Here is a 12846-nt window from a genome sequence, read left to right on the forward strand (position 1 = left end):
TGGCTTACTCGGAAGTGGTCAGGGCATGAGGCACGCCCGGACGTTCAGTGGATTCGTTGGTTTCGGCCGGCATGACGGGTGCGGTTTGCGGCACCCGCTCACGCAGCAGGAAGTACGACAGGGCCGGGATCAGGATCAGCGCGCCGAGCATGTTCCACAGGAACATGAAGGTCAGAAGGATGCCCATGTCGGCCTGGAACTTGATCGGCGACCAGACCCAGCACACCACGCCAGCCGCAAGGGTGATGCCCACCAGCCCGACCACCCGGCCGGTGAACGACACGGCATTGCGGTAGGCCTGGGACAGCGGCAGGCCCTGGCGCTGGAAGTGCAACTGCACGCTGAGCAGGTACAAGGCGTAGTCGACGCCGATGCCCACGCCGAGGGCGATCACCGGCAGGGTCGCGACTTTGACGCCGATGCCCATGGCGACCATCAGCGCTTCACACAGGATCGAGGTCAGCACCAGCGGCAACAGCGCCACCAGCGTGGCGCGCCAGCTGCGGAAGGTGATCAGGCAAAACAGCGTCACCGCCGCGTAGACGTACAGCAGCATGGTGCGATTGGCTTCGCGCACGACGATGTTGGTCGCCGCTTCGATGCCTGCCGTGCCGGCCGCCAACAGAAACTGACGATCCTCGGTGCTGTTTTCCTTGGCGAACTGGTCGGCAATCGCCACCACGGCGTCGAGGGTTTCGGCCTTGTGATCCTTGAGGAAGGTGATCACCGGCATCAGCGAACAATCGGTGTTGAACAGCTCCGGCGAGTTGACCGAGGCTTGCTGCGCGGCGTAGTTGAGCACGTCCTGATTGCGCTGGATGCTGTTGAGTTTTGGGTTGCCTTCGTAGGTGCCAGCGGTGATTTGCCGCACGGCGTTGACCAGCGAAGCCGTGGCCTGCACGCCCGGATACTGTTGCAGCTCCCACGCCAAACGGTCGGCGAGCACCAGGGTTTTGTAATTTAGGCAGCCTTCGGGCGCGGTCTTGATCATCACCGCAAACAAGTCGCTGGACAGCGCGTAATGCTGGGTGATGTAGGCGTTGTCGCGGTTGTAGCGCGAGTCGGCACGCAGCTCCGGCGCGCCGCTTTCGAGGTCGCCGATTTTCAGGTTGAGGCTGACCATGAAACCGCCGACGCCCATCAGCACCGCGACCAACACCGCGCCGGTCGCCCACTTGGCAGTGGTGAAGCGGTCGAGCAGATCCCAGAGTTTGCCGAAGCCTTTGTGTTTGTCAGCGCGGGTGTCGATTTTAAGTGCGCGCTCGGCAGCCTTGGCGCCGACGCCGACATAGGACAGCGCCACCGGCATCAGCAAAAGCGAGGTGAAGATCAGCACCGCGACGCCGATGCTGGCAGTAATTGCCAGATCCTGGATCACCGGAATGTCGATCAGCATCAACACAGCGAAGCCCACGGCATCGGCCAGCAACGCGGTGACGCCGGCAATGAACAAACGGCGGAAGGTGTAGCGCGCAGCGATCAGCTTGTGGGTGCCGCGGGCGATGTCCTGCATGATCCCGTTCATCTTCTGCGCCGCGTGGGACACGCCGATGGCGAAGATCAAAAACGGCACCAGCACCGAGTACGGATCGATGGCGTAACCGAGCCAGGCGACGATGCCCAGTTGCCAGACCACCGCGATCAGCGAGCAGCCGACCACCAGCAATGTGCTGCGTACACAACGGGTGTAGGCGTAGATGATCGCCAGCGAAGTGATCACCGCCAGGCCGAAAAACATCATCACTTGGATCAAGCCGTCGATCAGGTCGCCCATCAGTTTGGCGAAGCCGATCACCCGCACCTTGTACTGGCCCTTGCCCTCTTGCCCGGACTTGCGCGCGGCGCTGTCACCGGCGAATTCGATCTTGTCGCGCAACTGCTCTTCGAGCATCTGCGAGAAGGCGTGGTAGTTGATGGGTTGGCCACCGGCCGCCGCTTTATCCAGCAGCGGCACGATCAGCATGGTCGATTTGTAGTCGCTGGCCACCAGGCTGCCGACCAGACCGGCGCGGGAGATGTTCTGGCGCAACTGTTCGATTTGCTCAGGCTGACCGGAATAGGTGTCGGGCATCACCGGGCCACCCTGGAAGCCTTCCTCGGTGACTTCGGTCCAGCGTACCGCCGGGCTCCACAGCGATTTCATCCACGCACGGTCGACGCCTTCGGTGAGGAACAATTGATCGTTGACCTGCTTGAGCACGTCGAGGTAAGCCGGGTCGAAAATATCGCCTTGGGTGTTCTCGACCACCACCCGCACCGAGTTGCCCAAGCCCCGCAACGACTGACGGTTTTCCAGGAAGTTCTGGATATACGGCTGGCTCTGCGGAATCATTTTTTCAAAGCTGGGGCGCAGTTCAAGGCGCGTCACGGCCATGAAGCCCAGCACCACGGTCGCCAAGGCCATCAGCAGCATGAACAGCGGACGGTAATTGAACACCAACCGTTCGAGGAGGTTGCCGGAGTGTTGGTCGAAATCGCGCAGCTCGCGGATCACCGGCATGGCGTCTTGTTTGATATTGCCCATGTCTGGGTTCTCGCTCTTAGGGTTCGAGGGCTAACGTCTGGGCGCCACGGCTGCCCGCGACCACCAACGTGCCAGCGGCGGACTGGGTAGCACCGGCGACCGGCGTCGGCACCGGTTGGCGCAGCAGCTGCAATTGCGCGCCCGTGCCCTGGCTGACCAGCATCTGTCCGCCCTGGGTGAACAAGCGGTAATTGCCACGGGCATCGATCAGGCCAGCGGTGATGCTGACGTGCAGGCCGGTGTCGAGCACGGTCCAGTTCTGGCCGCCATCCGTGCTGCGCAACACGTTGCCGCGCAGGCCGTAGACCAGCACTTCGCCGGGCTTGCCGAGCACGCCGAAGAAACTGCCCTGATAGGGCGTCGGCACGGCGGCGAAGCGTTGGGCGTGGTCATCCCATTTGAGCAACAGGCCTTGTTCGCCAGCGATGTACACCGCGTCGCCTGTGGAGGCGATGGCGTTGAGGTGGAAACTCTGCGGGTTGTCGGTGCGATCCTGGAATGGCGTCCAGCTCTGGCCACCGTCGTCGGTGCGCAGGATCAGATTGAACACGCCGACCACGTAGCCAACTTTGTCGTTGGCGAACCAGACGTCGAGCAGCGGTTTATCCGCGCCCTGCTCGACCAATCGCTGGCCCTCGGCAACCAGCAACGGCCATTGCTCGTTGCTCGGCTCGGCGTTGGCCAGCGCGGTGTAATGCTTGACCAGCAAAGCGCCGATCTGGCGACCGTCGAGTTGCTTTTGCCAGGTCGCGCCGGCGTCGCTGCTGTGCAGCACCACGCCGTCGTTGCCCACCGCCCAACCCTGGGTGGTGGTCGGAAAATTCACCGCAGTGAGGTCGGCACTGGCCGGCACGGTGGCCTGCTTCCAGTGCTGACCGGAATCATCGGAAAACAGAATATGGCCACGCTGGCCGACGGCGATCACGCGCTCACCGGCGCGGGCCATGCCGGACAACGGGCTTTTGATGGCCAGGGCGCTGACCTTGACAGGCAGGTCCAGCACATCGACGTAATCGGCCGCGTGGGTGATGCCCTGCAACAGGCCGAGCACCACGCCAAGCGCCAACGGCAAATAATTTTTATACGAACACATACCGCGTCCTCTTCGGAAAACCGCGCCGGGACACACGTCCGTGTGCCTGACGTTGAAACGCCCTTGTGGGAGCGAGCTTGCTCGCGATGAACGTTAACGATGACGCGTGCTGTCTGGATGCCCGCGTCGCCCTCTGGTCCATCGCGAGCAGGCTCGCTCCTACAGGGGATCGTGGCTTAGCGAATACCGGCGCCGGCCAGGGATTCCGACGACCACTGCGCCTTGGAGAGCGGGTCGATGTACTTGATGCCGCCGTATGGGCCGACCACACCGTTGATGTTGTAGGTGCCGCCGACCAGGTCGTAGATCATGAACGGCGTGGAGTCCGGCACCTGCTTGTCATAGCTCTGGCTGAGGAAGGCGAAGGAACCGCGATAGAGCTGGCCACGGGCGTCGTATTGATCCGAGGCCAGAGCGGTCCAGCTGTCTTCGTCGAGGTAGAAGCGGCGCTTGGCGTAGATGTGGCGCGCACCGGACTTGAGCGTACCTTCGACGACCCACACGCGGTGTTTTTCCCAACGCACGAAGTCTGGCGCGAGGTGGTTGGCGCTGGTCAGCGACTTCGGATCCTGGACGTAGGTCAGCTTGTAGGTGTTGTAGGGCACGATCATTTCCTGCTTGCCCACCAGCTTCCAGTCGTAGCGATCCAGCGCACCGTTGAACACGAACACGTCATCGTAGGTGCCCGCGCCGGCGGTGCCAGGGTTCGGCGTGTCGTAGGCCAGGTTCGGTGCCAGTTTCACTCGACGCTGGCCCGGCAGGTATTGCCAGGCGCGGCGTGGCTGCTGCAACGGGTTGGCCGCGTCCTTGAGCATGATCGCTTCGCCAGCCCGGCGCGCAGGGCCGGTGTAGGACAGCTTCATCTGGTAGTACACGTCGGCGCTGCTGATCGGCTGCGTCAGGTTTTCGTAGATCGGGTAGGAAATGAATGCCTGCCCGGTGATCGCCAGGCTTGGCACACCCGCGGAGTCGACGTTCCACGAGTCGTACTTGGAGTTGATGCTCACGCCCTGATAGCGCAACAGGAAGTTCCACATCGCTTCATTGCCCGACTGCGGAATCGGGAACGGGACGCCCGGCAGCACGTTTTCGATGGCCAGCCCACCTTCGAGTGACTTGGCGCCGCTGGCGTTTTTCACACCGTTATCCAGCACGGCCTGGGGCAGCGAGACGGTACGGTGAGTCGGGAACACATCGACGCGGAACGTCGGGAAACGCTTGGCCAGTTCCACCGTGGTGGCGCTGAGCATGCTCTTGTACTGATCGACGTTCTTGCCATCGATCACCAACAGCGGTTTTTCGCTGGCGAACGGGTCCGGACGCATGCTGTCGCCGGCCTTGAAACTGGCCGGCGGCGTGGTCAGGCCACCGTTGTAGGCGGGGATGGAACCATCAGCGTTCCCGGCCTTTTCGGCGCCCACCAGCGTCAGGCTGCTGCCGAGTTTGGCAACGTCCTGAGGTGAAACAGCGGCCTGTGCCTGCGCGGCGAGGACCATGGCCAGCGAAGCGGCCAACACGGTTTGTACGAATTTCATGTTGTTATTCTCCTGCTTGCATTGAGCAAATCAGTGGTGAATCAAAAAGTGGTTTTCATCGTCAGGTACACGGCGCCACGGTCCTCAGTCGTTGCACCGCCACCGGAGAAGGCCGAGTAGCCACCGGCGTAACAGGCGTAGTTTTCGTTGCCGCTGAAGGCGTTCGGCGTGGAGCCATCGCCACCGGTCGGGCCGGTGCTTGTGCCGCTGACGTTGCACTTGTCGGTCTTGCCGAAAGAGTCCACGTACTTCAGGTCGACGAAGTATTTGTTGTACACAACGGCCCCGAGGCCGATGGCGTAGTTGCCGGTGTCTTTGGCACCGCCACCGGAGACCGGTGACACGCCATCGAGACCGACGTTGACCGACATCGGCGCGTTGAGGTCGACACCCGGGAACACCTGGTACCAGGTCGGTGTGAAGTTGACCGCGATGCCCCAGTTGTCCCGGGTCGGCGCGTCGATGCCGCGATAGCTGTCCTTGCCTTTGTAGAGCGCCTCGTTCTTGCTATCGAGCTTGAGCAGGTTGCTGTAGTACAACTCGCCAAGCAGGGTCGCGGAATCGAACAGTGGCGTATCGGCAATGGTCATCAAGCCATTGAGCGTCCAGTGCAAGGTGTCACCGGTGGCGGCCATGCTGTCGCCTTTTTCCGGGGTGTCGTAGATCACGCCGGTGGCAGCGGTGCGCGCCGGCAGCAGGCCAAGACCCTGGCCCAGACCCAACGGACTGTTGGTGCTGACAATCGCCGGAATACTGGCCAGCGGCATGTTGTGGCGAATGTTCAGGTCCGAACCGACGCTGACCCCGCCGACGTCCTTGGACAGGCTCAGGCCGACGATCTTGATGTTGTCGGCATAGGCCATTTGATAGGTGGCGGTGCTCAACGAGTTGAGGGTGTTGATTACCGCGGGCACTTGCCCGGCCGGGCGGGTGCCGTTGGCGTTGGCCGAGGACAGACCGCGAGCATCGAGCCAGGCTTGCGGCAGGATTTCCGAGGTTTCGCGGTAGTAAACGCCGAGGGTGCCGTCCAGCCACGCGGGCGACCACTTGGCCATGATGCCCCAGTCGCCGCGCTTGTCCGGCGTCAGGTCATGACCGCGACGCACGTTGGTCAAGCCGTTGCACGGCGCCAGGCCACAGCCCAGCGGACTGCCCGGAACCACGGCGTTGGTGTTGCCGAGCAGGAACGACTGCGCGCCGAAACCGACCAGATCGGAACCGCCGTAGTAGGTGCCCGCTTCCGGCAGACGGGCTTCGTCCCAATCGAGGAAATACTGGGCGCCCACGGTCAATTCCGGGTTGACGGTGAACGACATCGACAGCTGGTTGCGCGGGACGAACAGCTCTTTGGCTTCAGTGCCCGGCGACGCCGCGAGCTTGGCCAGATCGAGACCGGACTGACCGTAGCTGACCGAGTGCACCGGGTTGAGAATGGTCTCGCCCCAGAACACGTTGTGCTGGCCGGCCTTGACGCTGAGTATCGATTCTTCACCAATTTCGGTGCTGTAGAACACGAAGGCGTCGAGGATTTCGCCGGACGGGCCGGTGTAGTAGCGCTGGGCATAGTTGCTCAGGTGCGGGCTGCCGGTGCCGACGTTGTCATTGGTGACGCCCGCCAGACGCGGGTCGTTGGCGATCAGGCCCGAGGTCGAACCGTTGCCGTTGACGAACGGGTTGGAATTGGAACCGGCGTTTTCGTAAGCCTTGTCGTACCAGCTGGCGGCGCTGACGCGAAAGCCCATTTGGTTTTGATAAACCACGTCCATCTCGGTCAACAGGTCGACGCGGTTGGTGATGTTGGTGCCGGCCTTGCGGAAGTTGTAATCGCCATCGTTGTTGTTCGGCGTGGCCAACATGCGCTTGTCGGCGCTTTCGGTACGCACGCCGTAGTTGTACTTCACGGTGTTATCCAGGCGAACGGTCCAGTCCGGGTTACCCGTCTCGATCTCGGCCGCATGGGCCATCGGCACCGTTGCCGCGAGAATGGCCGAGGCCAGCAAGGTGTAGCGTGAAGCGGTGAACCCGTGACTCTTGTTGTTGTGCATTGCGTTGTCTCCGCCTTTTTGTATTTGTTTTAAGCGCAGCCGCCCTCTCGCGGACCTCTGCGGGTCAACGTTTCAGGAGTGAGGGCAAATACCGGTTGGCGTAATGCCAGTCCGGTTCCTGTATTAGCAGTCCAGCTGCAGGATCAGCGCCTCGGCTTGCGCCCAGTGGCCAAATCCTGCGGCCGGATTGAGATGGCCGACATCGCCCAGATCGAGCAATTCGGCGCCCCAGTTTTCAGCCATGCGGGACACGGCGGAAAAACTGGCCAGGTGATCGTTGGTGCTGCCGGCCACGATGCTGCGGAACGGCAACGGGCCTTGAGGAAGTGGATTCCAGCCCTGACTGCTCAGGGTTTCAGAAGACGGATAATTCGACGGCCAGACCGCATCGAGATCCGGTGGCGCGGCCAGCAAAGCGCCCTTGATCGGGTGGCTGTACTGCGCCGCCCAGTGCGCGACCATCAGCACACCGGCGCTGTGGGCCACCAGAATCACCGGCCCGTCGATCTGCTCCAGTTCATGCTGGATCGCCCGCACGCGAGCGGCGCAGTCGAGCTTGTCGGTCTCCAGTGGCGGGACACTGCGTACCTTGGCGAGCCTGGCTTCAAGCAACGTTTGCCAATGCTCGGCAACGTGCTCGCGCAGACCCGGTACGATCAGAACGGTGGCGGCAGTTTGCAATTTGTCCACGGTCAACACCTTCGCTTTCTCGATAACTCGACTGGCTGTTTTCGCCAGGGGCTTTTTGTAGGGTCGACATTAAAGAGCGGCCGGCGGGGGTGCTTTACATTGGACGTCAGGCACTTTTCTTTTGATGACAAATTGTCCGACACTTCATCGCCGTGACCGCTGGTCGAAAAACCCCGCAGGTTGGCGCAGGGTCACTGTAATCAACGGATGAGCCCGGATTGCGCCTTTGAGTCGCGCTGATTCGAGAGCGGTCAGCGCGAAAACCATCGACGACGAGACAACTGTTCAACGGTCGATGCGCTGGATATAGTCGCCTCGCTCATGCCATTCGCCATCGGCCCAGGGAAGACCCACGCATGTCCAAGCTTGTTCGCGCCGCTGTACTGACCAACTACCTGGAGGTCACCCAGTACCTGGGATTCAACCCGCGCGATGCATTGGCCGCCGTCGGCTTGAGCAAGGCTCAATTGCAAGCGCCCGAACACCGAATCCCCATCGATTCCGCCGTGCGTTTGCTGGAAGATTCGGCCGCCGCCAGCGGTTGCCAGACTTTCGGCCTGAGCATGGCCGAGTCGCGCCAGCTCTCGGATTTTGGCGTGGTCAGCCTGTTGCTCAGCCATCAGCGCACCCTGCGCGACGCGTTGCAGGTGGTGGTGCATTACCGGCATTTGATGAACGACTCGCTGGCGATCTTCATCGAAGAGGCCGGCAAGATGGTGATCATTCGTGAAGAGGTGGTGACCGAAACGCCGATGCCTAGCCGTCAGGCCACCGAGTTGGCCATCGGCGTGATGTTTCGCCTGTGCTCGGCGCTGCTCGGCTCGCATTGGCATCCCTACAGCGTCAACTTCATGCACCAGGCGCCGGACAATTTGCAGCTGCATCGGCGCTTGTTCGGCTGCACCCTGGAGTTCGGCAGCGAGTTCAATGGCATCGTCTGCTCCGACGCCAGCCTCGACATGACCAACCCCAACGCCGACCCGGCCATGGCCCGCTACGCACAGAGTTACCTCGACTCGCTGCAGAGTAATCAAACCACCTCGATGCTGTTCGAAGTGCGCAAAGCCATCTACCTGCTGCTGCCCATGGGCCGCGCCACCATCGAGCAAGTCGCGCAGAGCCAGGGGATGAACGTGCGCACGCTGCAGCGTCGCCTGAAGGACGATGGCTGTGCGTTCAATGACGTGATCAATGATGTACGCCGCGATCTGGTGCTGCGTTATCTGGACAACCCGAATTATCCGCTGAGCCGGATTGCCGACATGCTCGGCTACTCGATGGCGAGCTCGTTTACCCGGTGGTTCATCAGCCAATTCGGCATGCCGCCAGCAACGTGGCGGGCGCAGAAACAAAAACCGTCCTGACGGCACGGCAAAAAAAACGGCGACCGCTGGCACAGTCGCCGCAAAGAGCGAAATTGGAATTCGTTTCTCAGTGGCTGTCTGCGAACTCAACAAACAACCCGCTCCCTGTAGGAGCAAGGCTTGCCCGCGATGAGGCCGGCACATCCAACATTGATGGCGCCTGATCCGGCGCCATCGCGGGCAAGCCTTGCTCCTACAGGATCTGTGTGATGGCTAGGATCCCCAGCGCAGCAACAGCAGCACCAGTACGACGAGGAATACGGTCTCCCCCACCATCAGCAGAATCGGCTTGATCCCAACTGCGGCCAGCTCCTTGAGCCGCGTCTTCATGCCCAACGCACTGATGGAAATCACCAGGCACCAGCGCGACAGTTCGTTGATCGAGCCCTGCACTGCCGGGGCGATCCATCCGGTGCTGTTGATGCAGGCCAGAATCAGGAATCCAACGGCAAACCACGGCAGCAACGGGGGACGTTTACCGGTTGGATCGGCGCCTTGCATGCGGGTGATCATCGCTGCGGTGACGATCACCGGCAGCAGCATGGCGACGCGCATCAGCTTCACGACGGTGGCCGTGTCGCCGGTCTCGGTGGACATGCTGTAACCGGCGCCGACCACTTGGGCCACGTCGTGAATGGTCGCGCCGAGGAACACCCCCGCCACCTGCGGTGACAACTCAAGCCAGTTGGCGATCATCGGGTAAACAATCATCGCCATCGTCGACAGCGCCGAAACGCCGATCACCGTGAACAACGTTGCCCGTTCTTTCTGCGGATGATTGGGCAGCGCCGCCGCCAGCGCCAACGCTGCCGAAGCACCACAGATCGCCGTCGCCCCGCCTGTCAACATACCGAACAAACGCTGGAAGCCCATAGCCTTGGCGGCGATCACGGAAACACTGATGGTCACCACTACCAGAATCACCACCAGCGCAATCGGCTTCCAGCCCAACGCCGCCATCTGCTCCAGGGTGATGCGCATGCCCAGCAGCGCCACGCCGATGCGCAGCACCGTGCGCGCGGTGAATTCGACACCGGCCTTGCACGGGCCGTCATCGGCAAGAAAATTCAGTGCCATGCCCAACAGCAAAGCAAACAGCATGACCGGCGCACCGTAGTGCTCGGACAAAAACGATGCGGCAGCCGCGACGATCAGGCTGACGATAAACCCCGGAGCCAGTTCGCGCGTGCGACTGTGGATGCGGGTGAGAGCGATGGCGCTCATGGCGCGGACTCCTCGCAAGTGATGACGATAAACGCCTGGTCGTCGATGATCTCGACCGGGTAGCTGTTGACTTTGACCAGCGTGGAATTGAGCAAAAAACCGCTGCGCAAATCGAAGCGCAAACCATGGGCGAGACACTGGATCACCCGTCCCTCAAGCCGCCCGCCACACAGCGAAGCGCCTTGATGCGGGCAGCTGTCGTCGATGGCGAACAGCTGCCCGTCGACGTTGAACAACGCCAGGCTTTTGTCTTCGAATTCGAACAGCGCGCGACCACCGGCCTGCGGGTATTTGCCGGCAGGTACGGGAATGCGCCGGGTCATGCTGGCTGCCGCTCGCGCTCACTTTCCTTGAGGGCTTCGTTCATGGCCCCGAGCAGCGCCTGGGCAGGTTGTGCGCCGATCACCGTCATGCGGCGGTCGAACTGAAAGCTCGGTACACCGCTGGTCGCGCCGGGGAATCCGTCAAACGGTGTAGCGTCGCCCTTCAGGCAATCGACCACAGTGTCCGGGTCGATGCCGCAAGCGCGGGCAATGGCGAGCAAGGTTTCACGGCAACCGAGGTTCTCGCGTCGCTGGAAATACGCCGCGAACAGGCGTTCGAGCAGCATTTCACGCTGGGCAACATTGCCGATCTCGCCGACACGCTCGAACAAACGATGGGCGTCCGCGGTGTTGGGCATCGTCTCGATGCGGCTGAGGTCGATGCTCAATCCCACGGCCCTGGCAGCCTCCTGCACCTGAGCCTGGCGCATGGTCATGGCGTCGGCATTGCCCAGGCGCTTGCGGTAGAAATCGGCGAACGGCTCACCCTCCAACGGCAACTGCGGCAGCAATTGCACACCGTGCCACGCCGTGGTGATCTGCACGTCCGGGTGACGACTGCGAAACTGCACCTGCGCATGCTCCAGCTGGCGTTTGCCGATCAGGCACCAGGGGCAGATAAAATCGAAAAACACATCAATACGTAAACGACGACTCACAACTTCACCTCGATCCCGGCTTCGCTGACAGGCTCAGAAACGCTCTGACCCTGAAGACGGGCAATATCTTTGTGGTAATGACACTTGGCATAAAAGAACACCGCTGCCGCCGCGAGGCTGACCAGTGGCACCAGTTGAAACGCAGCATGCAAACCGATCAGGTCGGATACCCGGCCAGTGATGAACGGCCCCGGCGCCAGCCCCAGCATGTTGTTGGCCAGGGTCAGCGTGGCGAACGCCGTGCCGTGGACCGAGTAATGCGTCAGGTTTGCAACCATCGCACCGCAAGGGCCGGTGGTGCCGGTGGCGATCAACATGCCCAGGCAGATCAGCGCCAGTTGCAACGGCCCCGCCTGCAAGGCAAACGCCGCTGACAACAACAGGCAACTGCCCAGGCAAAAACCGATGGCCAGGCTGACCTTGCGTTCCGGCGAGTGACGGCACAGCCGATCACTGAGCATGCCGCACAGGATCATCCCCGCGCCGCTGCACAACACGATGATCGCCGCCATGCCGCCGGCCTTGTCCGTCGGCATGTCGTAATAGCGGTTGAGGTAGCTGGGAATCCACACCATCACCGTGCCGCCGACAAACAGCTGCAAACCGCTGGCGACGTAGGTTGCCACCACCGAACGGCTGGACCACAAGGTGCGCAGTGGGCGCTTGACCGTTGCCACAGCCTTGGCCGCACGCTGCGGGGCGATGCGCGCCTCCTTGACGATCAGCGGATAAAGCACCGCCAGGCACAGGCCAAACAACGACATGCCGGCAAACGACCAGCGCCAGCCCAGTTTCGCGGCAATCGCACCGCCCAACGCCATGCCCAACACCGAACCGAACATGCCACCCGCCATGAAGGCACTGGCCAGGGTGGCGCGCATGTGTTTCGGGAACACCGAAATCACCACCGCGATGCCGACGCTGCCGTAGGCCGCCTCACCCACGCCGACCATGAAGCGCGCGATGAACATCTGCTGGTAATCCTGAGCCAACGCGCAACCCAGGGTCGCCAGGCTCCAGAGCATCGCCATCAGCGCCAGGCTCTTGACCCGACCGAAGCGGTCGGCCATCAGCGACAGGGGAAACGTCAGTAGCCCGACCATCAACGCGACGATGCCGCTGAGCAATCCGAGTTGGCCGTCGCTCAGTGCCCACTCGCTTTTCAGCAGCGGGAACACTGCGTTCAGCACCTGGCGCGACATGTAATCGGAAATCAACAGGCCGAACGTCAGGGCGAAGACGATCCAGGCATATTTACGCGCAACAACAACTCCACCGGAGTCATCGTCGTCGGCGATTGGGTGAAAGGCCATGCAGCCTCCTCAAAGCTTCGTTTTATTGTTGTTATCAAGCGTGTAGCAGTGCGGCGAACGAGCGGTCACGGCCGCT

At 61.9% G+C, this 12846-nt stretch carries 10 protein-coding genes; 1 reads left to right on the forward strand and 9 read right to left on the reverse strand.

Annotated features, from left to right (window positions below; genetic code table 11):
* Positions 1–4: 4 nt before the first annotated feature.
* From ACM110_RS10775 to ACM110_RS10795, 5 genes are all read right to left on the reverse strand, one after another.
* Positions 5–2524 carry an efflux RND transporter permease subunit gene (locus tag ACM110_RS10775; RefSeq protein ID WP_416127756.1) on the reverse strand — a complete coding sequence of 840 codons (2520 nt, stop codon included), beginning with the start codon at positions 2522–2524 and terminating at the stop codon, positions 5–7.
* A 16-nt stretch (positions 2525–2540) separates the two neighbouring features.
* Complete coding sequence (locus ACM110_RS10780; protein ID WP_416127757.1) at positions 2541–3617, reverse strand: WD40/YVTN/BNR-like repeat-containing protein; 1077 nt, start codon at positions 3615–3617, stop codon at positions 2541–2543.
* A gap of 176 nt (positions 3618–3793) precedes the next feature.
* On the reverse strand, positions 3794–5152 hold the full coding sequence (locus ACM110_RS10785) for a DUF1329 domain-containing protein (protein ID WP_416127758.1): 1359 nt from the start codon (positions 5150–5152) through the stop codon (positions 3794–3796).
* A gap of 41 nt (positions 5153–5193) precedes the next feature.
* Complete coding sequence (locus ACM110_RS10790; RefSeq protein ID WP_416127759.1) at positions 5194–7197, reverse strand: DUF1302 domain-containing protein; 2004 nt, start codon at positions 7195–7197, stop codon at positions 5194–5196.
* Positions 7198–7320: 123 nt separating this feature from the next.
* Positions 7321–7887, reverse strand: a complete 567-nt coding sequence (locus ACM110_RS10795) for an RBBP9/YdeN family alpha/beta hydrolase (RefSeq protein ID WP_416127760.1) — start codon at positions 7885–7887, stop codon at positions 7321–7323.
* 356 nt (positions 7888–8243) lie between these two features.
* Between ACM110_RS10795 and ACM110_RS10800 the strand changes: the two genes are divergently transcribed.
* Positions 8244–9251: an AraC family transcriptional regulator gene (locus ACM110_RS10800; protein ID WP_416127761.1), complete on the forward strand. Its 1008-nt coding sequence runs from the start codon at positions 8244–8246 to the stop codon at positions 9249–9251.
* Between the two features lie 213 nt (positions 9252–9464).
* On the opposite strand, the gene ACM110_RS10805 is transcribed toward ACM110_RS10800, so the two are convergent.
* From ACM110_RS10805 to ACM110_RS10820, 4 genes are read right to left on the reverse strand one after another with little or no spacing between them, the layout of a single operon-like run.
* Entirely contained in the window at positions 9465–10475 is a 1011-nt protein-coding gene (locus tag ACM110_RS10805; protein ID WP_416127762.1) for a YeiH family protein, read from the reverse strand.
* On the reverse strand, positions 10472–10798 hold the full coding sequence (locus tag ACM110_RS10810) for a Rieske (2Fe-2S) protein (protein ID WP_150701912.1): 327 nt from the start codon (positions 10796–10798) through the stop codon (positions 10472–10474). The genes ACM110_RS10805 and ACM110_RS10810 overlap by 4 nt, the downstream gene beginning before the upstream one ends.
* A complete protein-coding gene (locus ACM110_RS10815; protein WP_416127763.1) occupies positions 10795–11457 on the reverse strand; it encodes a DsbA family oxidoreductase in 663 nt (220 codons plus the stop codon). The genes ACM110_RS10810 and ACM110_RS10815 overlap by 4 nt, the downstream gene beginning before the upstream one ends.
* Positions 11454–12770 (reverse strand): MFS transporter, encoded by a 1317-nt coding sequence (locus tag ACM110_RS10820; RefSeq protein WP_416127764.1) that lies wholly within the window; start codon positions 12768–12770, stop codon positions 11454–11456. Before ACM110_RS10820 ends, ACM110_RS10815 begins: the two co-directional genes overlap by 4 nt.
* Between the last annotated feature and the right edge of the window lie 76 nt (positions 12771–12846).

Source organism: Pseudomonas sp. NFX98, assembly GCF_047784845.1.
Taxonomy (GTDB): Bacteria; Pseudomonadota; Gammaproteobacteria; order Pseudomonadales; family Pseudomonadaceae; genus Aquipseudomonas.

Coding starts and splice junctions, on each gene's coding strand:
- ACM110_RS10775 (WP_416127756.1), bottom strand. CDS start 2,524: ATGGGCAATATCAAACAAGACGCCATGCCGGTGATCCGCGAGCTGCGC.
- ACM110_RS10780 (WP_416127757.1), bottom strand. CDS start 3,617: ATGTGTTCGTATAAAAATTATTTGCCGTTGGCGCTTGGCGTGGTGCTC.
- ACM110_RS10785 (WP_416127758.1), bottom strand. CDS start 5,152: ATGAAATTCGTACAAACCGTGTTGGCCGCTTCGCTGGCCATGGTCCTC.
- ACM110_RS10790 (WP_416127759.1), bottom strand. CDS start 7,197: ATGCACAACAACAAGAGTCACGGGTTCACCGCTTCACGCTACACCTTG.
- ACM110_RS10800 (WP_416127761.1), top strand. CDS start 8,244: ATGTCCAAGCTTGTTCGCGCCGCTGTACTGACCAACTACCTGGAGGTC.
- ACM110_RS10805 (WP_416127762.1), bottom strand. CDS start 10,475: ATGAGCGCCATCGCTCTCACCCGCATCCACAGTCGCACGCGCGAACTG.
- ACM110_RS10810 (WP_150701912.1), bottom strand. CDS start 10,798: ATGACCCGGCGCATTCCCGTACCTGCCGGCAAATACCCGCAGGCCGGT.
- ACM110_RS10820 (WP_416127764.1), bottom strand. CDS start 12,770: ATGGCCTTTCACCCAATCGCCGACGACGATGACTCCGGTGGAGTTGTT.